Source organism: Nitratireductor sp. OM-1 (assembly GCF_003296175.1).
Classification (GTDB): domain Bacteria; phylum Pseudomonadota; class Alphaproteobacteria; order Rhizobiales; family Rhizobiaceae; genus Nitratireductor; species Nitratireductor aquimarinus.
The window spans coordinates 3,519,838-3,545,176 of record NZ_CP029208.1; the positions used below are offsets into that span (position 1 = coordinate 3,519,838).

The following is a 25,339-nucleotide window of genomic DNA, read 5'->3' on the forward strand; positions in this document are numbered from 1 at the left end:
CTTCTGCAACGTCTCACTGCCGGGTTTGAGCGCCGGTGCACGCCCCTCATCCGCCTGCCGGCACCTTCTCCCCGTGGACGGGGAGAAGGAGGCTTTCATCAGCGTTGCGGCCATCGTCCTTCTCCCCGCAGGCGGGGAGAAGGTGCCGGCAGGCGGATGAGGGGCCAGCGCCATTGCAGTCAAAAAAAAAGACAGGGGCAGACAAAAAGAAGGCCGGGACAAGCCCGGCCAGTTGTCGCGCGAGAGGCGCTGTTTCCTAAATTTTTCAGAGCCTTGAGAGGCTGCCCTGAATCACCCTGTCAGAAGCCGGACCTTACTTCACCTGGCTTTTGACGAAATCCTTCACGATGGAAACGACACCGCGCCCAAGCAGCGCGTCGAGCGAATCCACCAGCTTGTCCACGTGCTCCTTCTGCATGATGAGCGGCGGCAGGAGACGGATGACATTGCGGTTGTATTCGGTGAAGGCGACCAGCACATCGTAATCGCGCAGGAGAAGCGCGCCCACGAAGCCCGACAGCGAGCCCTTGAGCTTCTCGTCCAAAACGCCGACCACCGGGCGCAGAACCGCCGGCAGGGTCTGCGAGAAATCGTGGAACTCGAGCCCGACCATGCAGCCACGGCCGCGAATGTCCTTGATGATGCGCGGATATTTGTCCTTCAGGGCGTTGAGACGCTCGACCAGATAGGCGCCGGTGCTTTCGGCGTTCTCCATCAGCGCTTCGTCATAAAGCACATTGGTGCCCTCGATGGCCGTGGCGCAGGCCTCGCCAATGCCGCCAAAGGTGGCCATGGCGTGGATCATCGCATTTTTCGGAGAGCCATAGGCCTTCATGTAGATGTCGCGCTTGGCGATCATCGCGGCCATGGCGGCCTTGCCCGCACCCAGCGACTTGGCGAGCGCGGTGATGTCCGGCACCACGTCGTAATGCTCAAAGGCATAGAAACGGCCGGTGCGCCCGTAGCCGCACTGAACCTCATCCGCCACCCAGATGACGCCGTACTGATCGCAGAGCTGGCGCAGCTTCTGCCAGAATTCGCGCGGGGCCTCGTTGATGCCGCCCCCGCCCTGAACGGTTTCAAGCACGATTGCGCCAATCTCGGGATCGGTGCGGAAGGCGTGTTCGATGGCGTCGATATCGCCAAAGGGCACGCGCACCGTGTTGTCCGTCAGGCGGAACTCGGCGCGGTAGAGATTGCCATCGGTGATGGTGAGAACGCCCTTGGTCTTGCCGTGGAAGGAGTTCTCCGCATAGACGACCTTCGGACGCTTGGGACCGGCGGCGCGCTCGGCAAGCTTCACGGCCGATTCCATGGCCTCGGAACCCGAGGAACCGAGGAACACCATGTCGAGGTCGCCCGGCGAACAGGCTGCGAGATTGGCAGCCAGCGCCGTCGAATACTGCGACATGAAGGCGATGGCGATCTCGTGGCGCTTCTCGTCCTGGAATTTTTTGCGGGCTTCGAGAATGCGCGGATGGTTGTGGCCGAAGGCCAGCGACCCGAAACCGCCGAAGAAATCGAGGATTTTTCGGCCGTTCTGGTCGATGTAGTACATCCCCTCCGCACTCTCGATCTTGATCTTGTGGAAGCCCAGAAGCTTCATGAAGTGAAGCTGGCCGGGGTTCAGATGCGCCTTGAACAGATCGGTCATCCGCTCGACGCTCAGAGCCTTGGCGTCTTCCACGGTGAGAAGATCGGGCTTCACGATTGCCCTGGGTGCAAGGTCAGGTGCGTCCATCACGGGCCTTGCCCCTTTTGTATCGGTCTTTGTCACGACGGTCATGGCGACCTCCCCTATTCGGCCGGAACCTGGCTGGCGCCAACGGCCTGGCCAGATTTCTTGGCGCGATATTCGTCATAGGCGGCGATCAACATGTCGCCGTCATTGTATTGCGGCACCCAGTTCAGGTCGCGCTCGCCCTTGGAGACGTCGAGCACGCACATCTCGTCGGCGATCAGATACTGCTCCGGGTCCATGAGCGGCATGTTCATCCAGTCGAGCATGTCGAGCGTGCGCTTCACGGCCCAGCCCGGCGTGGGCAGAAGCAGGGATTTCGAGCCCGCATGCTTCACCAGATCGCCCAGCAGCTTGCGCACCGGCGGCGGATTGATCGAGCCGAGATTGTAGGCCTCGTTCGGCACGCCGGCCTTCCACGCAAGACGCGCGGCTTCCGCGCAGTCGAACACGGAGATGAACTGATAGGGGTTTTTGCCTGCGCCAATCATCGGCACCGGCAGGTTCATGTCGATCAGCTTGAACAGCTTTTCGAGAATGCCCAGACGTCCCGGCCCGATGATGAGACGCGGGCGGAACAGCGAAATGTTCATGCCCCGCTTGCGCCACTCGGCTGCCAGCACTTCCGTGTCGAGCTTGGACTGGCCGTATTCGCCAAGCGGCGAAACGGGATGATCCTCCGTCATCGGATAGGTGACGGTGTGGCCGTAGATCATGTCGGTGGTGAAGTGGACGAGGTTTTTTGCCCCCGCCTTGTCCATCGCCTCGATGATGTTGACGGTGCCGTGATAGTTCACCGGGTAGAAGAAGTCGTGCCGCTTGGCGCGCACCTGGATCGGCGACAGCATCTTGGCCGACAGGTTGTAGACCATGTCGTCGGCCTTCATGCCCAGCGCCTCGATGGCGGCCGGATCGGTCACGTCGCAATGGACGAACTCCACCTGGCGGTAGTGCGGCAGGTCGCTCTTCACGATGTCGGCAACGATGACCTCTTCGCCATCGGCCACGAGCTTGGGGGCCAGGTGCCGGCCGACGAAGCCGTCACCGCCAAAAATGATATGTCTCATTGGATCATCGACCTTTCGGACTGAAGTTTGTCTTTTGCGAGCGCCGCCTGTTCTTCAGGCATTTCGCGGCCGCTCTGCGCGATCAGCACGGTGCCGACGCAGATCAGCGCGATGCCGGCGATGCGGTAGGCGTTCAGGTCTTCCTTGAAGAGGAAGTAGGCGAACACCGCCACCGCCACATAGGCAAGGCTCAGAAACGGATAGGCGAAGGACAGCTCGACCTTGGAAAGCACGTAGAGATGCGACGCCATGGAGATGACGAAGACGCACAGGCCGGCAAAAATCCACGGGCTGAAGACGATCTGAAGAATCTTCAGGATCGGGTTCGCACCCGCAAAGCTCAGATCGCCCAGCGTCATCATGCCGTGTTTCAGCATGAGCTGCGCAGCCGCGTTGGTCATCACCGTGAAGAGTATGAAGGGTATGTATTTCATCTTGTCCCGCCCGTCCCTGTCATAGCGCCTTCTTGCAAACAAAGCGTGAAGCGCTGGATATAAATTGCATCTTTTGCGTGAGTTTCCGGTGTCTGGCCGGGTTGAAAGAAATCATTCGGCGGCATGCCGGCCTCCCGCCTCGCTGGCCGGCAGCTTCTGCGCCGTGCGCCGCCAGAAATCGGAAAGGAAGGCCGGGTCGCGCAGCGCCTCCAGATCGCGCCAGTGCGGGAACGAGGCTTCGAAAAGTGCAGGCCCCATGCGCGCATCCTTGTAGGGATTGACCGCGCCGCCCGCCTCGACCGTCATCCGGTCGAGCCGCTCGAAAAGCGCATCTGTGGCGGCGCCCGCATTGGAGAAATCGAGCGTCAGCGTGTAGCCCGGCCGCGGAAAGGAAAGCATGCCCGGCGAGGCGACATCGCCAAACCGCTTCAAAACGGTGAGGAACGACGCCTGACCGGCCTCGCGCGCAGCCGCCAGCATTGCCGGGATGGTTTCGCGTGCAGCCCCGAACGGCACCACGCTTTGATGTTGCAGGAGACCGCGCGGGCCATAGAGCCGGTTCCAGTGGCGCACGGCGTCGAGCGGAAAGAAATAGCTTTCGTAAGAGGAGCGCCGAACGCCTTCGGCGCGCGCCTTGCTCCAGGCGAAGGCCCGGTTGAACAGGGTCAGCGACCAGCGGTTCAGAAGATTGAGCGGCGGCCGGAAGGGAACGGTGAGACGGCGCGGGGACGCGGCGCGAAACACCGCGCCATCTTCGGCGTGATTGGCGGTGAGCAGGAAGCCCCTGCCCGCCTTTGCACCCGACGCAAGCTGGTCGAGCCAGGCAACGGCATATTCGTTCCGGGCGTCTGCGTCTTCGGCCAGATCGAAATATTCATCCAGACCGGAGAAGCCGCGCACGCATTCGTTCACGTCGACGGAGGCGACCTTCATCAGGCGGATGGTGGCGTCGAGGATCAGGCCCGTCAGCCCCATGCCGCCGATGGTGGCGCGGAAAAGCTCTGCATTCTCATCGGCGCTGCAACGGCGGACCCCGCCATCGGACCGCAGAAGCGTGAAGGACACCACGTGGCAGCCAAACGTGCCGCGCCGGTGGTGGTTTTTGCCGTGCACGTCATTGGCGATGGCCCCGCCCAGCGTGACGAACCGGGTGCCCGGAACGACCGCCGGAAACCAGCCCTTCGGCCCCACATGGGTGATGACATCGGAGAGCATGAGACCGGCCTGCGCCGTCAAAAGCCCGCTCTGTTCATCGAAAGCGACGATGCGGTTCATGGGGCGCATGTCGATCAGCGCGCCGGCATCGTTCAGACAGGTATCGCCATAGGAGCGGCCATTGCCATAGGGCAGAACGGAGGACGGAAGCCCCCTGCCCGCGCGCAGGCGCTCAATGGCGTCTTCAGCGCCAATCGCCACAGGTGCTCGACGGCGCACCAGCCCGAAAGCGGAGTAATCGGCCATGCCTCAGAGTCCCGCCGTGAAGAGGAGGACCGCGCCGAGCAGACCGAAAAGCTGGCTGCGCCAGTCGCCAATGATGAAGACGATGGGATCGTCATGCATCTCGTCGCGCCGCGCCAGGATCCACATGCGAATGGTGATGTAGAGCACGATCGGGCAAAGCGGCCAGATCAGCCAGGGCATCTCGTAGAGCTCACGTACGGCGCTGCTCTCGATGTAGAGCGCCAGAACCATGGCGGAGGAGAAGGCCGAGGCCATGCCTGCCTGGGCGATCACTTCCTGATCCTCGGTGCGATAGCCACGCCCGGCAATCCGCTCGCCTGCGGGCAGAACGGTTGAGCGCAGCTCCACATAGCGCTTCACCAGCGCCAGCGAGAGGAAGAAGAAGACCGAGAACGCCAGAAGCCAGAAGGAAACGCCGATGGTCGTGGCCGCGCTGCCGGCAAGAATGCGCATCGTGTAGAGACCGGCAAGGGTCAGCACATCGATCAGAAGCATTCGCTTGAGCGACAGGGAATAAGCGGTGGTGGCGATCAGATAGCCGACAAGCACAATGCCGAAGAGCGGCGGCAGGAACAGCGCCGTGAAACCGCTGATCGCCAGAAGACCGATCATCGCCGCAAACCCGAACGGAATCGAGAGCATGCCGCTCGCAAAGGGCCTGTTGCGCTTGGTGGGATGACGCCTGTCCAGACCGAGGTCGAAGAAGTCGTTCAGGATGTAGATGGCCGATGCGGCGGTGCTGAACGAGATGAAGGCCAGAACGCACAGCGTCAGCAGGGGCATGTTCAGATATTCATGGCTCAGGATGAGCGGCACGAAAATCAGGCTGTTCTTCAGCCATTGGTGCACCCTGAGCATCTTCACATAGGTCTTGATGGTCGGTCTGGGCGCTTCCAGAAGCTCGGCGTCATTTGCCGCCTGCCAGCGCGCTGCGGCGCGATCCGGCGCGACCACAATGCCATTGCGCGCGGCATCAAAGACAGCGACATCGGCGCGGCTGTTGCCGGCATAATCGAAGCCGCCATCGCCAAATGCCGCAACCAGCGCATCGCGCTTCATGCCAGAGGCCATGTTGCGTCCGGGCTCGGTGGAGATCACCTCATCGAAAACGCCCAGATGCTCGGCAATCGCATCGGCGAACTTCTTGGGCGAAGCCGTGGCAAGAACGATGTGGCGGCCAGCGGCCCTGTCTTCGCGAAGCCGGGCGAGAAGATCCTGCCGATACGGAAGACCGCCTGCATCAAGTTCGACGCGCGAGGCGATTTCGCATTTCAGCCGCGCCTTCCCTCCCAGAAGCCAGAACGGCAGAAGAAAGACGCACAGGGGCTTGCGACGCAGGAGAAGAAAAAGACTCTCCCATAAAAGATCGGTCGCAATCAGTGTGCCGTCGAGATCGACGGCCAGCGGCACCGCATTGCGTTCAGATCGCGCGTCCATAAAAGCCCCCAGACAAAACCCGTACTGGAGACGGCCTTACGTGAAAGGAACTTCTGAATTCTGAACTTGCTAACGCAGGGGCACGTCAAGCGATGGAAAATGCCGTTCAGGCTTAACAGGCTCATAACAAAACAAACAAAAGGCCGCGCAATGGCGCAGCCTTTCTTTGCTTTCCCATGAAACAGGGAACAGATTTCGAGATCTATTCTTGGGTCCTGGCCCTAGCGCACGCGGCCCTTGCCGCCGGAAATCTCGATGGTCTCCGAACCGCTCAGAACCTCGCGGTCGCCATTCGGCATGGTCACGAAGCACCCGGCAGCGCAAAACTCGATGGTTTCGCCCGCGCCGACAACCAGCTCCGTCTGGGAGCCGCCCTCGGTCACGACAAGCGTGTGGGCCTCACTGTCGAGATTGACGGCGCTCGCCGCGAAAGCCGCGCCACCGGTGACGAGCAGCGCTGCGGCTGCATAAACGAATTTCTTCATTGTCTTCATCAGTGTGTCTCTGCCCCTTGAATGTCAGAGCCTTCCAGCTGCGTTCTTGTGTTCGGTTATATAGCTTCCAACGTGAACGGCAACTGAACGCCACATTCATGCCGCACATTACTCCGGATCAGTTTTGCGGCGGCGACGGCGACGCACCACCTTCTCCGCGCCGGGCTCTGCAGGCGTTTCCTCTTCAAGATCGTCCGTTTCCCCGTCTTCAGGCAGCTCCGGCTCTTCCGGTTTCAGGAAACCGGAGCGCACATGAATGTCGCGCTGCGGGAACGGAATCTCGATGCCCTCGGCCTCGAACGCATCGACGATGGCGAAGCGGATGCCGTTCTGCACTTCGAGCTGCGTCAGGATATCGGAGAGATAGACGCGGATTTCAAAATCGAGCGATGAGTCACCGAACCCGGCGAAGAGCACGAAAGGTTCCGGGTTTTTCAGAACCATCGGATGCGATTTGGCGATTTCCAGAAGGATCTCGTGCACACGCCGCACATCCGATCCATAGGCCACGCCCACGGCGATCTCCATCCGGCCCAGCTTGTTGCGATGCGTCCAATTGCCAACCGCCGCGTTGATCAGCTCGGAGTTCGGCAGGATCACAGACTGACGCTGGAACGTCTCGATCTCGGTGGCGCGCACGGAAATCTTCTTCACCGTGCCCGACACTGCGCCAGCCACGATCCAGTCGCCGGCCTTGAAGGGCCGCTCGGCCAGAAGGATCAGGCCCGAAACGAAGTTCGACACGATGTTCTGCAGGCCAAAACCAATGCCCAGAGAAAGCGCACCGGCAACGAGCGCCAGATTGGAAAGATTGATGCCCGCTGCCGAAACGCCGATGAGGCCTGCGATCACGAGGCCCACATAGCCAACACCGGTGCGAATGGAGTTGCGCACGCCTGAATCCATACGGCTGCGCGCCATCACCTTGCCGTCGAGCCAGCCCTGGAACCAGCGGGTGACAAAGTAGCCGACAACGAAAACGACAATGCCTGTCACAATGCCCATGATGGAGAAGGAGAGCGAGCCGATCTGAATGTTGCCGGCAATCCGGTAGCTCCAGGCCGTTAGGTCGGCGAGCCGGAAGCCCCATTGCAGAAGAATGAGCGGCACACCGATCAGAACGACGATGACATTGATGATCATGCCCGAGATCAGGCCGAGCTGATCGAGCGCGGTTTCGTCAAAGGCCGTGTGACGCTCCAGACGCCGGGCGAACCAAGAATGCGCGAACGCGCCTTCCGACGTGATCGCACCGGCCGTCAGGAAACCGATATACATGGTCGCAATGATCGCGCCGGTCACCACCACCTGTTGCGACAGGAAGCGGGCGAAACCGATATAGCCAAGCAGTGCGGCGATGATGATCGCAGCGCCGATGAAAAACAGAAGGTAGCGGAATTTGAGCGGCCACTGCCGGGGCTTGCCCTCTTCGTCTTCAAGCGGCCGGACTGCGCCAATGGCCATGATGAGAAGCCCGACGACAACCGTGGCAACCAGACTTGTGGCGACGGTCAGCGAAAGCTGCGAGCTGAGCACCGAATAGACCTGGTCCATGAAATGGTCGAAGCCGGTCGCAACCGCCGTGACAACCGCAAGAACGAGAAGCCACTGCGCCGCCTGGGACCGCACCGGCAAAAGGCGCCAGTTGGGACGCCGTGGCGCAAGGATTGCGCGCGCCAGCCGGTAGACGAAATAGACCAGTATGATGACCGAGAAGAGCGACCAGAGAAGCGGCGCGATGTCACTGCGCAGCAGGTTGAAATAATCCAGAAAGAGATAGCTGAGCACGAGGAACGTGCCATAGGAAACCGACGGGATCAGCGTCGAGAAGAGCGCTGTCGCCAGACGGCTGAGATAGGTGGGGTTCTGCTCACTGCGGTCCGGCTCGACGAAGTCGTCAAAGAGGCGGCGTCCACCGAACAAGAGGGCAAGTGCAGCAATGGAGGCAAGCGCCGTCGCCAGAAGCAGCGGCTTCAGGCGGTATTTGACCGTGAAGCTGAGCCAGGCGGACACCCGCGTGTAGACACGGCCCAGTTCCTGCGTGAATTCACCCAGAACATCGGTGCTGACCGCCGCCGAAATGTCGTAGCGGCGCGACAGGGTGCGGGTGAACAGATCGCGGCGCAGTTCCGCGATCTCTTCGATCACCGTCTTGATGCGCACCGAAAGGCGCTCCGCATCGCCGATCAGGACGTTGAAGCTCGCCTTTTCATCAAGAAGGCGCGTGCGCTCGCGCGTTACCTCTTCCGGTTCGGGCGGCTCGCCTTCCTTGCGCGGCTCGCCCAGTTGCTCGAGGCGCGTGTTGATTTCCGAAAGCCGGGGGCGGAACGCCAGGCTGGCGTCGAACACCTCACGCCCCAGCCTCTCCAGTTCGACGCGAATGTCGACGAGCTCGGCATCGTCGGTCGACTGGTGGCCGATCTCCGTCTCCAGCCCAGCGACGCTGTTTTCGATGCCCGAAAGCATCTCGCGCTGGCCTTCCAGAAAGCTTTCCGTGTCCTGCGCTGCGGCAAGCGAACCGAAAGCGAGCAGAAAAACAAGGCACAGGAAAGCTGGCAGGGTGCGGAGCTTCAACAACATTTCTGTCAGTCTTCTCAAAGAATCAGGATCGTTCAGGGGGCGATTTTGGTGCGCCGACATTGCCCGAGGCATGCGTCAGCAGCAAGCATTGCCGGCGTCTGCATGGCAATGAAAGGCAAGCCTGTGAAAAGACATACGCCTTATTTGCCACCATCGGCCGGGGTGTCCTATAGGTTTAGCCCTGAACCTAGACTTCGTTCTGGCAAAAGAATGGCGGCGCATGGCGGAATATTCAGCACTTTCGCTTCTGAAGAATGCCCTTTCAGGCAATCGTGACTGGAAACCGGCCTGGCGCAAGCCCGATCCCAAACCGAATTATGATGTCATCATCATCGGTGGTGGCGGGCACGGTCTGGCGACGGCCTATTATCTCGCCGCCATGCATGGCATCACGAATGTGGCCGTTCTGGAGAAGGGCTGGCTCGGATCGGGCAATATCGGCCGCAACACGACCATAGTGCGCTCCAACTATCTGCTGCCCGAATCCATTCGCTTCTACGAACATTCGATGAAGCTCTGGGAGAACCTCTCCCACGAACTCAACTACAATGTGATGTTCTCGCAGCGCGGCGTCTTGAACCTTGCCCACAGCCCGGGCCAGGCGGATGATTACATCCGCCGGGGCAACGCCATGCGCCATGACGGCGTGGACGCCGAATGGCTGACGCCGCAGGAGATTTCGCGCAGGGTGCCGGGGCTCGACGTTTCCGGATCGGCGCGCTTTCCCATCGCCGGTGGCCTGTTGCAGCCGCGCGCCGGCACCGCACGACATGATGCGGTCGCCTGGGGGTATGCGCGCGCCGCCGACCGGCGCGGCGTCGACATGATCGAAAATTGCGAAGTGACGGGTTTCCTGCGCGACGGAGACCGGATCACCGGTGTCACCACCACACGCGGCGATATCCGCGCGAAGAAGGTGGCGATGGCGGTGGCCGGCAGCACGGGCCAGGTGCTGAAGCGCGCCGGCGTCGACACATTTCCCATCGAAAGCCATGTTCTGCAGGCTTTCGTGTCCGAAGCCATAAAGCCGTTCGTGAACTGCGTCGTGACCTTCGGGGCCGGCCATCTCTATGTCTCGCAATCGGACAAGGGCGGCCTGGTGTTCGGCGGCAGTCTGGATTTCTACAATTCCTACGCCCAGCGCGGAAACCTGCCCGTTGCGGAAGACGTGATGAGCGAGATCTGCGCCATGTTCCCATCGGTCGCGCGGCTTCGCCTCCTGCGCTCCTGGGGCGGCATCATGGACATGTCGATGGACGGTTCTCCGATCATCACGAAAGGGCCACTGCCCGGTCTCTATCTGAATTGCGGCTGGTGCTATGGCGGCTTCAAGGCGACGCCGGCCTCGGGCTATTCCTTTGCGTGGACCATCGCCAAGGACGAGCCACACGCCATCAACGCGCCGTTCACGCTGAGCCGCTTCGAGCGCGGCGCGGTCATCAACGAAGCGGGCCAGGGCCCGACCCCGAAACTGCATTGAGGGAACCGCCATGCTGATCGACTGCCCGCATTGCGGCCCCCGCGACCTTGCCGAATTCTCCTATCAGGGCGACGCGACGCGCACCCGGCCCGATCCCGCCTCGACCGACACGCAGGCGTGGCTCGATTATGTCTATAACCGGCCCAATCCGGCGGGGCGCCACCGGGAATACTGGCAGCACTCCGGAGGGTGCCGCGCGCATCTGATGGTGGAGCGGGACACGCTGACCCATGAAATCCACGCGGTCGCTCCCGTTCGCGGCAACGCCAAAAGCGGAGACGCCGCATGAGCCCGCGCCGCACATCCGCCGGCGGATCGATCGACCGCACCCGCACCATCCGCTTCACCTTCGATGGCGAGGCCCATACCGGCCATGCCGGCGACACGCTGGCCTCTGCGCTTCTCGCCAACGGCATTTCGCTGGTGGGCCGCTCGTTCAAATATCATCGCCCGCGCGGCGTCTTCAGCGCCGGGGCGGACGAGCCGAACGCGCTCGTCACCATTTTGCGCGAGGGCGTGCGCGAGCCGAACATTCCCGCCACGCAGATCGAACTGCATGACGGGCTCAGGGCGGAAAGCCAGAACCGCTTCCCTTCACTCGCCTGGGATTTCGGGGCGCTGAACCAGCTCGGCGGCCGTCTTTTGGGTGCAGGCTTCTACTACAAGACCTTCATGGGGCCGGTGGTCGGACCACTGAAGGGCACGCGCTTCTGGATGATGTGCGAGCATGTCATCCGCCGGGCCGCCGGCCTCGGCCGCGCCGATTACGAAGCCGATCCCTCGCGCTATGAGCACATGAACGCCTTTTGCGACGTGCTCGTGGTGGGCGGCGGCATTGCGGGTCTGATGGCGGCGGAGGCAGCCGCAAAGGCCGGCAAGCGCGTGATCCTCGCCGAACAGGAGAAGCAGACCGGCGGCTTTGCGCGCTGGTCGGGCGAAACCATCGACGCAAAACCGGCGAATGCATGGGCAGCGGAAATCACCGCTCGGCTTGCCGGGCTCGACAATGTGCGCCTCCTCACCCGCACGGCCGTCTGGGGCTATTATGACGGCAACACGCTGGCAGCGCTCGAGCGCGTCAACGATCATGTGGCGCGCACCCCGAAGGGGCATCCCCGCCAGCGCCACTGGACGATCCGCGCCCGCACGGTCGTGCTTGCGACGGGTGCGCTTGAGCGCCCCATCGTCTTTCCCGGAAATGACTGTCCCGGCGTGATGCTGGCGGGCGCGGTGCGCCGCTATGCGGGCGAATTCGGCGTCTTGCCAGGCGAAAAGACGGTTCTTTTCACCAATAATGACAGCGCCTATCAGGCAGCCGCCGCCATCAGACGCGCCGGCGGGCATGTGGCGGCCATCGTGGATGTGCGCAAGCAGATCGGCGATGAAGCGACTGCGCTTGCAACCGAGGCCGGCGTGGTGCCGCTGACCGGTCACGCCATTGTCGGAACCAAGGGTGGCAAGGCGCTTTCAGGCGCTGTGGTGCAGGCATTCGACGCCGATACGGGCAGGCTCTCCGGCGAGGCAAGGCCGATAGACTGCGACAGCCTCGCGGTTTCCGGCGGCTGGCAGCCGGTCATCCATCTGGCGAGCCAGGCTGGCGGGAAGCCTGTCTGGGATGCCGAAAAACAGGCGTTTCTGCCGCCTGAACCGACGCAGCGCTGGATCGGCGCGGGCGCGTTTCTCGGCGAAACGGGGTCGGCGGAAGCCTTGGCGAGTGGCCGCAATGCGGGGTTAAAAAGCGCCGACAAGCGCCCCTCGCGGGCCAAACTGCCGGAAACGGCTCCGTCAGCGCTTGATCTCACCCCCGCCCCGGTTCTGGAAATCCGGGGCAAGGGCAAGGCGTTCGTCGACTTCCAGCACGATGTGACCGCCGACGATGTGCGGCTTGCGCACCGTGAGGGTTTCGTCAGCGTCGAGCACCTGAAGCGCTATACGACGCTCGGCATGGCGACCGATCAGGGCAAGACCTCGAATGTGCCGGGGCTGGCCATCATGGCCGCCGCGCGCGGCATCGAGATTCCGCAGGCCGGCACAACGCGGTTCCGCCCGCCCTTTTCGCCGGTCGCCATCGGCGCGCTGGCGGCGGAGCGTTATGGCGACCTGAAGCCGGAGCGGCTGACGCCCCTGCACGACTGGCATGAAGAGCATGGCGCAGAGATTACGCCGGCGGGCCTGTGGCATCGCCCCCTCGCCTATGCCGGTGCGGGCGAGACGGTGGAGCAGGCCTATATCCGCGAGGCGTCGGCGGTGCGCCGTTCGGTGGGCCTTGTCGATGTGTCGACGCTCGGCAAGATTGCCGTGAAGGGACCGGATGCCGCCACATTCCTCGACCGGGTCTACACCAACACCTTCTCCACGCTGAAAGTTGGCAAGGCGCGCTATGGGCTGATGCTGCGCGAAGACGGGCTGGTCTTCGATGACGGCACCACCTGGCGGCTTGGCGAAACCGATTTCCTGATGACCACCACCACCGCCAATGCAGGCCCGGTGGTGCAGCATCTGGAATATTGCCTCGATATTCTATGGCCGGACCTGAAGGCGCATCTCACCTCCGTCACCGACCAGTGGGCGGGGGCTGCGATTGCCGGTCCGAAGGCCCGCGCGGTTCTCGAACGCTGCGTGACCGGAACCGGTGTCGACAATGAAACGCTCCCCTTCATGGGCATCGTGCATGGCGAGATTGACGGCGCGCCCGTCATGATCTGCCGCCTCTCCTTCTCCGGCGAGCTTGCCTATGAGGTCTATTGCGGGGCCGGCCATGGAGTTCATGTCTGGGAAGCGCTGCTGGAAGCCGGCGAACCCTTCGGCATCACGCCCTATGGCATGGAAGCGCTCGGCGCGCTGCGCATCGAGAAGGGCCATGTGACGGGCGCGGAGATCGACGGCCGAACCACGGCGCGCGATCTCTATCTCGACGGGATGCTGTCCAAGAAGAAGCCCTTCATCGGTTCGGGCCTGATGGACCGCCCTGCCCTGATCGACAGGAACAGGCTGCGGCTCGTGGGCGTCGTCTCGCTCGATGGTCAGCCGCTTGGCGGCGGCGCGCATCTGGTGGAAAGCGGGAACCGAGACGAACCGGGCGAAAGCATCGGCCATGTGACCGGATACTGCTATTCGCCGGCGCTCGAAAAATACATCGGTCTGGCGCTGGTCAAGGGCGGCAAGACACGACACGGCAAACGGGCCTTCCTGTCCGATCCGCTGCGCAAGCGCTTCGGACAGGTGGAAATCGTCAGCCACCATTTCTTCGATCCGGATGGGGAGCGCATGCATGGTTGAGCGCGCATCACCGCTGGGCAGCGATTTTCGCCCCGGCTCCTATGGTGATTTCGCCAATGGGGCGGAAGTCACGATCCTTGAAATCGACAGGGCGGGCATTATCGAGGCGACAGCCTGGCCGGGCCAGGAGAAGGCGCTTGCGGAAGCACTGGCGGATGCCTGCAATCTCAGGCTCTCGGACGGTTCGGGCAATGGTGCGGCCAATCGCGAAGGCGTTTGCGCCTTCAACATCGGACCCGGCCGGTTTCTGGTGAGCGGCCCGCGCGAGACGCTTGCGCATGAGGTGGAAAGCGCGGTGCCGGACACGATCGGCACGGTGACCGACCTCTCGCATGGGAGAACGGTGCTTGGCATTGAAGGGCCGAAGGCGGAATGGGTCCTGGCCAAGCTGTTCGCGCTCGATTTCGCAAGTGCAGCCTTCCCCGTCCATTCGGGATGCGCGACGGCGCATCATGAGATCGCCGTTCAGATCCAGCGCCGGGGCGAAAAACGCTTCGAACTCTACGTCTTGCGCTCTTTTGCACGGTCCTTCGCAAACACGCTGCGCCGGGCCGCAGAAGATGTGGGTTACACAATCAAATAGGTCCGGCGCGGCGACACCGGACCTATTCACCGGTTCGCAGAAACGCGAAGCGAACCGGCCCCACCGCCGGGGAAGTGATCCAGCACTTCCCCACCGATGCCTTTTTAGTCACCTACGTATTGTCAGCCATTGTCGGAGGGAGCTGCGCCGCGGCGCATTTCGCCCTTGCCACCGCCTTTGTGCTCACCACCCCTGTGGTCGTGCCTGCGCTCCATCTTCCCGCGACCTTCGCCGCGTTCACCACCACCGCGCTTGCCATGCTCCGCCGCCATCTGGCGACCGCCACGGCGCATCTCGCGCTGGTCGAGCTGACCGTCATTGTTGGCGTCCATCAGCGCAAAACGCTTGGCGTGCTGGCTTTCGATCTCGGCGATGGTCACCTTGCCGTCGCCATCCGCATCGAGATGCTGTGCGGCGCGCTTGGCGCGGCGCTCTGCCATGCGCTGGGTTGCGAGATCCTGCAGTTCGGCATCGGAGAGCGTGCCGTCGCCATCGGCATCGGCAGCCTTGAGGCGATCAAGCTGAATGCTGGTGAACTCTTCAGCGGTGATGACACCATCGCCATCGGCATCAAAGCGGGCGAAACCGCGCATCTGCTTGCCGCCCTTCATCTGCTGCCCGGCAGCCTGGGGGTTGCCCTGACCATTCTGCGCAGCTTCCTGGGCGATGGCGGCGGAACCGGCAACCAGGCTGAGAGCCAGAGCCGACAACAGGATCTTGTTTTTCATGTCTTCATCCTCGTAAAGGGGCGCCGCTTGGGAGGCGCGGCAGGGAACGAGGTGAAATTGACCGATCCCACATTACGGCAACCTTGCCGGGGAATTACAAATTCGTAAGCAAGGGCCGTAGGTGGAAAAACATGATCCAGGCTCAGGGCCCTAGGGTCAGGACCCATTAATATGACCGCAATGGCGTTCGATAGACCAAGAGATGCCAGGAAAAGCCCGCAGAGCGGGGTTCCCCCCGGTCAAGGGGTTTGACGCAGCAGGTCGCCGGTCTATCGAGCGTCCTTCGGATCAGCCTGATTTGCACGGGCTACTTTGTCGCAAAGCCTTGAAAGACATCAAGTCTTCCTGCAGCCTTGCTTCGCGTATCCGCACAAATCAGGCCGACCATTGCGGCCATATTAATGGGGCCTGACCCTAGCGCACGAAGGAAACGAATTCCTCAAGCGGCTCGCGCTCGCTGCGCAGGCCGTTTTCCGGTGCAGAAGCGTCTTCATAGCCAAGTGCCATGCCGCAGACCACGATTTCCTCATCCGGAATGTCGAGGATCGGGCGGATCTGCCTGTGATAGGGCGCAAAAGCCGCCTGCGGGCAGGTGTGCAGGTCACGGCCGCGCGCGGCGATCATCACCGACTGCACGAACATGCCAAGATCGATCCACGAGCCCTTGTTGAGGCGGCGGTCGATGGTGAAGATCAGCCCGACCGGCGCGTCGAAAAAGGTAAAGTTGCGGTCATGCTGGGCGCGCATACGGTCCACTTCGCGCCGCCCGATGCCCAGAAGGCTGTAGAGCGCAAAGCCAACGGCGCGGCGGCGGGTCAGATAGGGCTCGAAGAATTTGTCGGGGTAGTATTTGTACTCGTCCCACTCGATCTTCTCGGGGCGGACGCCCGAAGAGAGGATCGCATCCGACAGTTCCTGCTTGCGCTCGCCAGAAACGACATAGACCTTCCAGGGCTGCATGTTCGTGCCCGAAGGCGCGCGTGCGGCAACGCGCAGAATATCCCGGATCGTGTCGTCATCGACCGGCCGGGGTAAAAACGCACGCACGGAGCGGCGCGACAGCATCGCCTCGTCGACGATTTCCGAAACAGACAGTTCGTTCTTCTTTTCAGGGGCCAACATGCCGCCATCCTTCTGCAAAAATGCGGTGCGAACCGACGGATGCCCCTCACATCCATACCGCAACCCGTTCAGGATCGGATCGCCGAGCGTCCATCAGGACGTACAAAAACCGATCCAGACCATTGATGGAGCGCCGCGATAAACGGAAAACCGGTTTCCACTTTTCGATCCGATGCTCTGGGAACACATGCCCCCGGGTGCGCTATTTGGTTGCGCTGTTCTCATGACTGCCACTCTGTTAAAAGAGCGGCCAGTGCGCGGTCCTCGTAGTCGAAGGGCCTTCCTTTTTCAAGTCGAATGCCAAGAGCCTCACCCATGCCAAAGCCTTCATCACGCATTTCCGGCATCGTTCCTTCCGGCAAAAACGGTTGGGAAATCCATTTCGCAGCCATGGCCCGCAAACAGGCCGGCGACAAGGTCATCATGCTCTCGGTCGGAGACCATGATTTCGACACGCCGGCCGAAACGGTCGAGGCCTGCGTCGAGGCCGTGCGCGACGGTCACCACCATTATACGCAGCTTCCGGGCCAGCCCCGACTGCGCGCCGCACTCGCCAAGCTCTCTGAAGAATGCACCGGTATCGAGACCAGCGCCGACGAGATCATGGTCACCATTGGTGGTCAGGGTGCGCTTTACGCAGCGTTTCAGGCAGTGCTCGATCCGGGCGCGCATGCGGTGATCGTGTCGCCCTATTACGCGACCTATCCCGGCACGGTGCGCGCCGCAGGCGGCCGTTTCACCGAGATCGAGACGCATGCGGAAAACAATTTCGAGCCGAGCCTTGAGGAAATCGAGGCCGCACTTGAGGCCGACACGCGCGCCATTCTCATCAATTCACCGAACAATCCGACGGGCGCGGTCTATTCGCGCGCCACGATTGAGCGCATTGCCGAAATCTGCCGCGAGCGTGATATCTGGCTTCTGTCCGACGAAGTCTACTGGACCATCCGGTCCGACAAGGAGCATGTCTCGCCGCGCGCCCTGCCCGGCATGAAGGAGCGCACGCTGGTCATCAATTCGCTGTCGAAGAGCCACGGCATGACCGGCTGGCGCGTCGGCTGGCTGACCGGCCCTGCCGACATGATTGCGGTGATGACCAATCTCAACCTCGTCGCCACTTATGGTCTGCCCGACTTCACCTCGCATGCGGCCACCGCCGCCGCCGAGAACGGTTTCGGTGTGGTTGAGATCGCCGAACTCTACACGAAACGGCGCGAGGCGTTTCTCGATGCCGTGCGCGGCATGAACGGCATTGTCGTTCGCGGTTCGGAAGGCGGCATGTATGTCATGCTCGACATTCGGGCCATCGAGCAGGATTGCGAAAAGTTCGCCTGGGACTTCCTGAACGCGGAAGATGTGGCGGTTCTGCCGGGCGCCAGCTTCGGTGACGCCGCAAAAGGCCATATCCGTATTTCCATGTGTCAGGATGAGGAAACGCTGCGGGAGGCTGCAAAGCGGCTGGAGCGTTTCATTTCCGGCCGTCTCGATGCGGGCAAGTCAGCCACAGCCGCAGGCTGACCCTGAGGCCATGAGGCGCGCGCTGGCGCGCCTCAGTCCTTCTTATCGGGCAAATCGTCGTGGCTGGTTTCCGCCAGTTCTTCGAGTTCTGCCTCGCTCATCGTCTCGAACATCTCCAGCGAAGCGCCCTTCAGATCCGATTTCGGCGTGTCACCACGCCTCGCAGACAAGGCGGCCCCGGCGGCTTTTTGCTGAGCCTTTGACTTTGCTGGCATCGGCATCTCCTTTCGTCTTGCATCCGAAAGGGAAACTCCGCGGATGCACCCAGAGTTCCCACAATGACACGATTTGCGGCTCTCACGGCATGGCGCGGGGTGACGCTGCAATTTTCAGCCAGTAAGGATCGGGGGAAAGGGGCCGGGCTTGCCGCGCGCCTTCAAAAAAGGCGTGCGCGCGCCATCAACAATTTAGATCGCCTCCCTCGAAACCGAACTGCGCCGGATCAGGCTCTCTGATGTCTGGCTCCATCAGCGCAGCAGAGCTTCCGAGCGCTTCGGCTTCTTGCGGCGACGACGATTCGCCCTGGGTATTCCGGGTTTCCGGGCTGCGTGGTTTTTGTGCCATTCGACACGTGCCTCTCCTTGAAAACAAACGTATTGCGATTGCCTGAACCGCCCCCGGCAACCCTGAATTGGCCACGGACAGACAACCACCTTCTCATTTCGTAGGTCTCAATTCGGCTTCACTTCAAATAACGCCGGCTTTAAGCCACATTTTTTCGAGACAGCCGACTAGCTGCATTGGCCGTGATCGTTGTTTGTGATTTAACCTCGATATTCTGCACAGTGAGAGCGTGAGACGTTAACGTCACGGCAAGACCGATGGCCGACACTCGGCTCGAGAATGGGAGACGGGTTTGAGTAGGATCGACGTCAAGTCGTCGATGGGTCGGCGTTTGCAGGGGCCTCTTGCGCTCTCGCTCATGCTCGCCTTCACGACCGCTCCCGCCGACGCTTTCGAGCTGTTCGGCATCAAACTCTTTGGCAAGGACAAGGTCGCCGAGGAAAACGAGACCATTGGCGAACCGTGGAATTACACGGTCGACTTCGTCGTTCCCTATGGTTTCGAGGATGTCGAAAAGTCGCTCAAGGGTTCTTCAACTCTATGGGCCGACCGGGAAAGACCGGCCTCCGGCGCTGCCGGCCTCATCGTCAGGGCGCGCGGTGATTACCGCCGCATCCTGAACACGCTTTATGGATCAGCGCTCTATGGCGGTTCGATCACGATCACGATCGACGGCAGGGAAGTCTCCGAACTCCCCATCGACGCAAACATTGCCAATCCGGCCAATGTGCGGGTCGAGGTGGACCCCGGCCCTGTCTTCCGCTTCGGACAGGCACAGATCATCAATCAGGCCCCGCCTGCCAAAAGGCGCAGGGACCGCGTCGAAGACCCGGCCAGGGAAGGCTTCCTCACCGGCGAAATTGCCCGTTCGGGAACGATCCTCCAAGCCGGACGCCTGGCGGTCGAAGCCTGGCGCTATCAGGGGCACCCAAAGGCGAAAATCGGCAACCAGCAGGTGACGGCAGAGCACAGGACCAGCACGGTGGATGCGGTTCTGACCATGGAGCCCGGCCGCAGCGCCGTCTATGGAGAGGTATCGGTCAGCGGGACCGAGCGCATGGACCCGGAGTTCGTGGCGCGCCAGACAGGCATCGTTCCCGGCCGCGAGTACAATCCAAACGATCTGGAACGCGCCAAAAAGCGCCTTGCAAGGCTTGATGTCTTCCGTTCCGCCCGCATCGAGGAAGCAGAAGAGATCAAGCAGGATGGTTCCCTGCCTCTTTCGGTCAGCGTTCAGGAACGTCTGCCGCGCCGCTTTGGCGTGGGCGGCACCTATTCCACGCTCGACGGTCTCGGCGTGGAAGCCTACTGGATGCATCGCAATCTGTTCGGCCGTGCCGAGCGCCTGCGCTTCGAAGGCAAGGTGCTGGGCATCGGCAACACGTTCAAGCCGGAAGACCTGACCTATCGGGTTGGCGCATCGTTCACCAAACCCGGCGTCTACACGCCCGACACGGACTTTCAGGCGTCCGTCTTCGGCGACCGCGAGGTTCTGGAGCGCTACACCCGCACCAGCGTGACCGCGCAGGCCGGTTTCCACCATGAATTCAACGAAGAGCTTTCGGGCAGCCTCTTTGCGAATGTGGACCGGGCGCGCTTCGACGACGATTTCGGCACACGCGATTTCCTGACGGTGGGGCTTTCGGGCACGGTCACCTATGACAGCCGCGACAATCCGGCCGACGCGACGGAAGGCTTCTTCGCTGAAGCCTCGCTCGACCCGTTCTACGAGATGGAATACGGCAATCTGGCGGCACGCATGATGCTGGAAGGCCGGGCCTATTACGATTTCGGCAGCGACGGGCGCTTTGTGGCGGCCGGCCGCGCCAAGCTCGGTTCACTCGTGGGCGCCCCCATCTCCGAAACGCCGCCCGACAAGCTGTTCTTCGCAGGCGGCGGCGGTTCGGTGCGCGGCTACGCCTATCGCAATATCGGTGTCGACACGCCCAATGGCGTGGCTGGCGGACGCTCTCTGATGGAGGCATCGGCCGAGCTGCGCGCCCGCGTGACCGACAGTATCGGCCTTGTCGGCTTTGTCGATGCCGGTCTGGTCGGCGCTGAATCGTTCCCGGATTTCAATCAGGATGTCAGGATCGGCGTCGGCGCCGGCCTGCGTTACCTCACACCTCTTGGCCCCGTGCGCCTGGATGTCGCCGTGCCGCTTGACCGGCGCAACGACGATCCGAGCGTCGCCTTCTATGTCGGGATAGGACAAGCATTTTGATCCGCCTCCTCGCCGCCCTCAGCCTCCTTCTCCTCCTGCTGCCGGCCATGGCGCAGGACACGCCGAGCGAAAGCACGCCCGAAGAGGAGCGCTCTTTCCTGACGCGGCTGCTTGAAAACCAGCTCTCAACACCGAACCGGCAGATCCGCATTTCGGGCATTCGCGGGGCGCTCTCCTCGCAGGCGACCATTGGCGAGATCACCATCGCCGACCGCGAAGGCGTCTGGCTTCGCCTTCAGAATGCGTCGATCAACTGGAGCCGCTCGACCCTGATTCTGCGGCAGCGCCTTGAGGTGCAGAGGCTCGCCGCAGAGAGCATCGAGGTGACGCGCCGGCCGCTGCCGGATGAAACGGCCCTGCCCTCCCCTGAATCGCGCTCGTTCCAGGTTCCCGAACTGCCGCTGGCGATCAATCTGGAACAGCTGGAAATCCCGAAGGCAACTTTCGGCCACGATGTGTTCGGCCTCGCCGCCGAACTGTCGCTTACCGGTGCGCTCAGAATTGCCAGCGGAACGCTGGACACGAATTTCGACGTCAAGCGCCTCGATGGTCCCGGCGGGCAGTTCGCCCTGAAGGCGGCTTTCTCCAACGAAACGGAAGTTCTCGACCTCGACCTCGTGCTCGACGAGCCCGCAGACGGCGTTGTCGCCAACCTGCTTAACGTGCAGGGACGCCCGCCGCTGAAACTGACCATTGCCGGCAACGGCCCGCTCAGCGATCTGGACATCAAGCTGGCGCTGGAAGCCGATGGTGTGCCCGCCTTTGGCGGCACGGCGCGTCTCCGCGAGCGTGACGAGGGCCTTGGCTTCTCGGCAAGGCTCGCCGGCGCCATCGGCCGGCTGGTTCCGGCCCAGTTCCGCGACTTCTTCGGCGCAGGCACACACATCAATGTGAGCGGCGTGTCCAAGACGGGCGGCGGCGTTCTGCTTGAGAACCTTCAGATCTCCAGCGCCTCCATGCGCATCGAGGCAGCAGCCGAAACCGGCAGCGACCACTTCCTGACCGCTCTTTCGCTGAGCGCCAGCGTGGCCGACCCCAATGGCAAGCGCGTCCTCCTGCCCGTTTCGGGCGGCGAAACCTCGTTGCAGACTGCAAACCTCAATGTGACCTTTGGCGAAGCCGGCTCCGAGCGCTGGCGCGGCAATCTGGCGATTGACGGTCTTCAGACCTCGGAATTCGCTGCCGGCCGGACAGAGCTCGTCATGGGCGGGCTTGCCCAGAACCTGAACAATGCAGAAAACCGCCGCATCAGCTTTGACGTCGATGGCGGCCTTTCCGGCATCACCGCAAAGCAGGCCAAGATCGCCAAAGCGCTGGGTGATGCGCTGGATATCGCGGTCAAGGGGGACTGGCGGGCCGGCAATCCGGTCATGCTGGAGAATGCCAGCATTTCGGGCAACGGGCTGGAAACCGCCCTGCGCGGACAGATCGATGAGTTCGCCTTTACCGGCGACATCCTGCTCAGTGCCGAGGACATCGCGCCCTTCTCCGGCCTTGCCGATCAGGAACTTGCAGGCGCGGTCGACCTCAAGGCAAGCGGCACGGTGCGCCCGATCAGCGGCGCATTCGATCTCGACCTTGATGGCACGGCGACCGATCTGCGCATCGAAAACGAGATGGCGGGCAATCTTCTGGCCGGCACGACCCGCATCGATGGCGGCGTGGCGCGCGGCGCCGACGGGCTGACGGCGCGCAAGCTGCGCCTGGCCAATGACCAGCTGACGCTGAACGCCGACGGCAATTTCGCCACCGGCAAGGCCAATTTCACCTTCGACGCCGCTCTGGAAGACATGGCGCTCCTCTCGAAGGAGGCGTCGGGACGCCTGACGGCCACCGGCCGCGCCCAGGGCGCGGAAGGACGCATCAACCTGACCTTCAAGGCCGACGCCCCGAGCGGCAGCCTCGCGGGCCGCGCACTGACCGAAGCCGCGCTTGGCTTCACCGGGCAGCTGGAGAAGCAGGTGCTCACCGGTCAGGTGGACGGCACGGCCTTCCTCGCCGGCGAACGCGTTGAACTGGCGAGCCACATCGTGCTTGACGACACGCAGCGCCAACTGACGGAACTGAGCTTCCGCGCCGGCGGCGCAAGCGCAACGGGCAATGTCATTCAGGATGTTCAGAAGAACCTGATCGACGGCCGGCTGAACATTGACGCCGCTGACATCTCCACCGCCGCAGCACTGCTGCTGCGCGAGGCGAGCGGCAGCGTGAACGCCGAAATTTCGCTCTCACCGGTGAATGACAGCCAGACGGCCGACATCAATGCGACGGTCCGCAATCTGGAGATCGATAAGACGCGCGTCTCGAACGCGGAGATCGCCGCCACGATCGAAGATCTGTTCGGCGTGCCCGCAGCGGTGGGCGAGATCTCTGCCGACGACATCACCGCCGGTGGCATCGGCATCACGCGGCTGGACGCCAGTGCACGGCAGGAAGGCGACTCCACCCAGTTTGAAGGCTCCGCCCTTCTCGATCAGGGCACGAAGCTCGCCACAAAGGGAGCGCTCGCGCCCGAGGGCGAAGGTTTTCGGGTGAGCCTCGACCGTCTCACACTCGATCAGGGAGCTATTAGCGCGCGTCTCGTCAACGCCACCTCCCTGCTGGTTCAGGGCTCAAGCTACACGCTGGATCCGCTGGAAATAGACGTTGCGGGCGGCCGCATCAGTGCCAGCGGCAAGGTTGCCAATAGCCTCGACCTGGCCGTCGATCTCGCCAATGTACCGCTCTCCATCGCGAACACGATCCAGCCGGATCTCGGTCTCGGCGGTACGCTGAACGGCAAAGCCGACATCAAGGGCACACGCGCGAAGCCGATGGTCACATTCGATGTTGCTGGCCGCAGCATCACCTCCTCCATGCTTCAGCAGGCTGGCCTGAGCATGCTGACCGTGGACGCCTCCGGCACGACGGACGGCAACCGCCTCAATGTGAACACCAGCATCACCAGTCCCGAAGGTCTCAACGCTTCCGCGAGGGGCGTCGTGCCCTTCGATGACAGCCAGCTTGCCATGGATGTGGCGCTGAACGCCTTCCCGCTGGCCGCGCTCAACCGCGTGGTGAAGGGACAGAACCTGGCCGGCCAGGTGACGGGCAATGCCCGCGTGACCGGCAGGCTCAATGCGCCTGAAGCGCGCTTCGATGTCCGCGCCTCCGGCCTGAATGCAGCGCCGCTGGCAAGCGCCGGCCTCGGCCCGCTGCAGCTTGCCGCCAATGGCAGCTTCGCCCGCAATACGGTGCAGCTTGCAAGCCTCACCGCCAATGATCCCAATGGTCTCGCCATTCAGGCCAGCGGCAGCGTGCCCCTTTCGGGCTCGGGCCTCGGCATCAATGTGTCGGGCACCGCGCCGCTGTCCATCGCCAACCGCATGCTTGCGACACGCGGCACCCAGCTTTCCGGCACGGCAACAGCGGATGTGCGGGTTTCGGGCGCGCTCTCCAATCCGGTGATCAACGGCACGATCTCCACCGCCAATGCAGCAGCCGTCGATCCGCTCACCAATCTGCGCGTCAATGATGTGCGGCTTGCCGCCACGCTGACAGGCGACCGCGTGTCGATCACCGAAGGTTCGGCAGCACTTGCCGCCGGCGGCCGGGTTTCCGTTTCCGGAACGGTGTCGACCAATCCACAGGCCGGCTTCCCCGCCGATCTGAGGATCAGCCTCGACAATGCCCGCCACACGGATGGCGAGATGGTGACCGCCACGGTGGATGGCGCACTGTCGCTGACAGGCGCCCTCACCCGTGATCCGCTTCTGGCCGGCGAGGTCAATATCGAGCGCGCCGAAATCATCGTCCCGGAAAATCTGGGCGGCGGCGCGGCGGCCATCAATGTGCGCCATGTCGATCCGCCCCGCGCGGTGGCGCTCACGCTTGAACGCGCCCGCGCCGACGACGGCACGCCGATGCCAACCGCGCGACCGAGCGTGATGCGGCTGAACGTCAATGTCACGGCCCCTGCCCGCATCTTCGTGCGCGGCCGCGGCCTCGACGCCGAGCTTGGCGGTTCGGTTCGCCTTACCGGCCCGGTCACCAACATCCAGCCGGTCGGCGGCTTCAAGCTCATTCGCGGCCGCCTCTCCATCATCGGCCAGCGCATCACCTTCGATGAAGGCGAAGTCACGCTGGTTGGCGATCTCGACCCGCAGCTCAACTTCGTCGCCCGCTCGCGCGGCAATGACATCATCGTCTTCATCAATGTGCGTGGCCGTGTTTCCGATCTCAACATCTCGTTCTCCTCGCAGCCGGAGCTGCCGGAAGACGAAGTGCTCGCCCGACTGATCTTCAATCGCGGCGTGAACGAGCTGTCCGCCGTGCAGATCGCACAGTTGGCCGCAGCGGCGGCGGAGCTTGCCGGCGGCGCCAACACGTCGCTTCTCGGCTCGCTGCGCAACGCCACCGGGCTTGATGACCTGGATGTGATCACCGACAGTGAAGGCAACGCGGCGGTGCGCGCCGGGCGCTACATTCAGGACAACATCTATCTGGGCGTGGAGGCCGGTGCGAAGGGCACGACGCGCGGTACGGTCAATCTGGACATCACCGAAGACCTGAAGGCGCGCGGCTCGCTCGGCTCCGATGGCGATTCGAGCGTCGGCATCTTCTTCGAGAAGGACTATTAGGCCGCCCTGCG

17 protein-coding genes are annotated in these 25,339 nt (G+C 62.7%); 7 read left to right on the plus strand and 10 right to left on the minus strand.

The annotated features are described in order from the left end of the window. Window positions 1-313: 313 nt before the first annotated feature. The 7 genes from DEJ54_RS16820 to DEJ54_RS16850 all read right to left on the minus strand — a co-directional run bounded on the left by DEJ54_RS16820 (window position 314) and on the right by DEJ54_RS16850 (window position 9,211). Window positions 314-1,741 carry an aspartate aminotransferase family protein gene (locus DEJ54_RS16820; protein WP_224873469.1) on the minus strand — a complete coding sequence of 476 codons (1,428 nt, stop codon included), beginning with the start codon at window positions 1,739-1,741 and terminating at the stop codon, window positions 314-316. 56 nt (window positions 1,742-1,797) lie between these two features. Beyond that, window positions 1,798-2,805 carry an NAD(P)-dependent oxidoreductase gene (locus tag DEJ54_RS16825; protein WP_113155569.1) on the minus strand — a complete coding sequence of 336 codons (1,008 nt, stop codon included), beginning with the start codon at window positions 2,803-2,805 and terminating at the stop codon, window positions 1,798-1,800. Beyond that, entirely contained in the window at window positions 2,802-3,239 is a 438-nt protein-coding gene (locus DEJ54_RS16830; RefSeq protein WP_090326855.1) for an EamA family transporter, read from the minus strand. The genes DEJ54_RS16825 and DEJ54_RS16830 overlap by 4 nt, the downstream gene beginning before the upstream one ends. Window positions 3,240-3,350: 111 nt before the next feature. Beyond that, the gene (locus DEJ54_RS16835) at window positions 3,351-4,700 is read right to left on the minus strand and encodes an FAD-binding oxidoreductase (RefSeq protein WP_113155570.1); all 1,350 of its coding nucleotides are present in this window, start codon (window positions 4,698-4,700) and stop codon (window positions 3,351-3,353) included. A 3-nt stretch (window positions 4,701-4,703) separates the two neighbouring features. Beyond that, window positions 4,704-6,137 (minus strand): UbiA family prenyltransferase, encoded by a 1,434-nt coding sequence (locus tag DEJ54_RS16840; protein ID WP_113155571.1) that lies wholly within the window; start codon window positions 6,135-6,137, stop codon window positions 4,704-4,706. 221 nt (window positions 6,138-6,358) lie between these two features. Next, window positions 6,359-6,622, minus strand: coding sequence for a hypothetical protein (locus DEJ54_RS16845; RefSeq protein ID WP_162742385.1), 264 nt, complete (start codon window positions 6,620-6,622; stop codon window positions 6,359-6,361). A 117-nt stretch (window positions 6,623-6,739) separates the two neighbouring features. After that, window positions 6,740-9,211, minus strand: coding sequence for a mechanosensitive ion channel domain-containing protein (locus DEJ54_RS16850; protein WP_113155573.1), 2,472 nt, complete (start codon window positions 9,209-9,211; stop codon window positions 6,740-6,742). Window positions 9,212-9,431: 220 nt separating this feature from the next. On the opposite strand from DEJ54_RS16850, the gene DEJ54_RS16855 reads away from it, so the two are divergent. From DEJ54_RS16855 to DEJ54_RS16870, 4 genes are read left to right on the plus strand one after another with little or no spacing between them, the layout of a single operon-like run. Further along, complete coding sequence (locus DEJ54_RS16855; protein ID WP_113155574.1) at window positions 9,432-10,691, plus strand: sarcosine oxidase subunit beta family protein; 1,260 nt, start codon at window positions 9,432-9,434, stop codon at window positions 10,689-10,691. 10 nt (window positions 10,692-10,701) lie between these two features. Next, window positions 10,702-10,980: a sarcosine oxidase subunit delta gene (locus DEJ54_RS16860; protein ID WP_113155575.1), complete on the plus strand. Its 279-nt coding sequence runs from the start codon at window positions 10,702-10,704 to the stop codon at window positions 10,978-10,980. Then, window positions 10,977-13,970: a sarcosine oxidase subunit alpha family protein gene (locus DEJ54_RS16865; protein ID WP_113155576.1), complete on the plus strand. Its 2,994-nt coding sequence runs from the start codon at window positions 10,977-10,979 to the stop codon at window positions 13,968-13,970. Before DEJ54_RS16860 ends, DEJ54_RS16865 begins: the two co-directional genes overlap by 4 nt. Beyond that, complete coding sequence (locus DEJ54_RS16870; RefSeq protein WP_113155577.1) at window positions 13,963-14,553, plus strand: sarcosine oxidase subunit gamma; 591 nt, start codon at window positions 13,963-13,965, stop codon at window positions 14,551-14,553. The genes DEJ54_RS16865 and DEJ54_RS16870 overlap by 8 nt, the downstream gene beginning before the upstream one ends. A 122-nt stretch (window positions 14,554-14,675) precedes the next feature. On the opposite strand, the gene DEJ54_RS16875 is transcribed toward DEJ54_RS16870, so the two are convergent. After that, on the minus strand, window positions 14,676-15,281 hold the full coding sequence (locus DEJ54_RS16875; RefSeq protein ID WP_113155578.1) for an EF-hand domain-containing protein: 606 nt from the start codon (window positions 15,279-15,281) through the stop codon (window positions 14,676-14,678). Between the two features lie 414 nt (window positions 15,282-15,695). Then, window positions 15,696-16,403 carry a nitroreductase gene (locus tag DEJ54_RS16880; RefSeq protein WP_113156361.1) on the minus strand — a complete coding sequence of 236 codons (708 nt, stop codon included), beginning with the start codon at window positions 16,401-16,403 and terminating at the stop codon, window positions 15,696-15,698. A gap of 315 nt (window positions 16,404-16,718) precedes the next feature. On the opposite strand from DEJ54_RS16880, the gene DEJ54_RS16885 reads away from it, so the two are divergent. Then, the gene (locus tag DEJ54_RS16885) at window positions 16,719-17,921 is read left to right on the plus strand and encodes a pyridoxal phosphate-dependent aminotransferase (RefSeq protein ID WP_113155579.1); all 1,203 of its coding nucleotides are present in this window, start codon (window positions 16,719-16,721) and stop codon (window positions 17,919-17,921) included. 32 nt (window positions 17,922-17,953) lie between these two features. Here the strand turns inward: DEJ54_RS16885 and DEJ54_RS16890 are convergent, their stop codons facing one another. Beyond that, window positions 17,954-18,136: a DUF3008 family protein gene (locus DEJ54_RS16890; protein WP_113156362.1), complete on the minus strand. Its 183-nt coding sequence runs from the start codon at window positions 18,134-18,136 to the stop codon at window positions 17,954-17,956. A gap of 668 nt (window positions 18,137-18,804) precedes the next feature. Between DEJ54_RS16890 and DEJ54_RS16895 the strand changes: the two genes are divergently transcribed. Then, on the plus strand, window positions 18,805-20,709 hold the full coding sequence (locus DEJ54_RS16895) for an autotransporter assembly complex family protein (RefSeq protein WP_113155580.1): 1,905 nt from the start codon (window positions 18,805-18,807) through the stop codon (window positions 20,707-20,709). Continuing rightward, window positions 20,706-25,328: a translocation/assembly module TamB domain-containing protein gene (locus tag DEJ54_RS16900; RefSeq protein WP_245447605.1), complete on the plus strand. Its 4,623-nt coding sequence runs from the start codon at window positions 20,706-20,708 to the stop codon at window positions 25,326-25,328. The genes DEJ54_RS16895 and DEJ54_RS16900 overlap by 4 nt, the downstream gene beginning before the upstream one ends. The last annotated feature ends 11 nt before the right edge of the window (window positions 25,329-25,339 follow it).

Bases quoted from the DNA above. Each gene is read 5' to 3' on its own strand.
- DEJ54_RS16820 (WP_224873469.1), bottom strand. From the start codon at position 1,741: ATGGACGCACCTGACCTTGCACCCAGGGCAATCGTGAAGCCCGATCTT.
- DEJ54_RS16825 (WP_113155569.1), bottom strand. From the start codon at position 2,805: ATGAGACATATCATTTTTGGCGGTGACGGCTTCGTCGGCCGGCACCTG.
- DEJ54_RS16830 (WP_090326855.1), bottom strand. From the start codon at position 3,239: ATGAAATACATACCCTTCATACTCTTCACGGTGATGACCAACGCGGCT.
- DEJ54_RS16835 (WP_113155570.1), bottom strand. From the start codon at position 4,700: ATGGCCGATTACTCCGCTTTCGGGCTGGTGCGCCGTCGAGCACCTGTG.
- DEJ54_RS16840 (WP_113155571.1), bottom strand. From the start codon at position 6,137: ATGGACGCGCGATCTGAACGCAATGCGGTGCCGCTGGCCGTCGATCTC.
- DEJ54_RS16845 (WP_162742385.1), bottom strand. From the start codon at position 6,622: ATGAAGAAATTCGTTTATGCAGCCGCAGCGCTGCTCGTCACCGGTGGC.
- DEJ54_RS16850 (WP_113155573.1), bottom strand. From the start codon at position 9,211: ATGTTGTTGAAGCTCCGCACCCTGCCAGCTTTCCTGTGCCTTGTTTTT.
- DEJ54_RS16855 (WP_113155574.1), top strand. From the start codon at position 9,432: ATGGCGGAATATTCAGCACTTTCGCTTCTGAAGAATGCCCTTTCAGGC.
- DEJ54_RS16860 (WP_113155575.1), top strand. From the start codon at position 10,702: ATGCTGATCGACTGCCCGCATTGCGGCCCCCGCGACCTTGCCGAATTC.
- DEJ54_RS16865 (WP_113155576.1), top strand. From the start codon at position 10,977: ATGAGCCCGCGCCGCACATCCGCCGGCGGATCGATCGACCGCACCCGC.
- DEJ54_RS16870 (WP_113155577.1), top strand. From the start codon at position 13,963: ATGGTTGAGCGCGCATCACCGCTGGGCAGCGATTTTCGCCCCGGCTCC.
- DEJ54_RS16875 (WP_113155578.1), bottom strand. From the start codon at position 15,281: ATGAAAAACAAGATCCTGTTGTCGGCTCTGGCTCTCAGCCTGGTTGCC.
- DEJ54_RS16880 (WP_113156361.1), bottom strand. From the start codon at position 16,403: ATGTTGGCCCCTGAAAAGAAGAACGAACTGTCTGTTTCGGAAATCGTC.
- DEJ54_RS16885 (WP_113155579.1), top strand. From the start codon at position 16,719: ATGCCAAAGCCTTCATCACGCATTTCCGGCATCGTTCCTTCCGGCAAA.
- DEJ54_RS16890 (WP_113156362.1), bottom strand. From the start codon at position 18,136: ATGCCAGCAAAGTCAAAGGCTCAGCAAAAAGCCGCCGGGGCCGCCTTG.
- DEJ54_RS16895 (WP_113155580.1), top strand. From the start codon at position 18,805: ATGGGTCGGCGTTTGCAGGGGCCTCTTGCGCTCTCGCTCATGCTCGCC.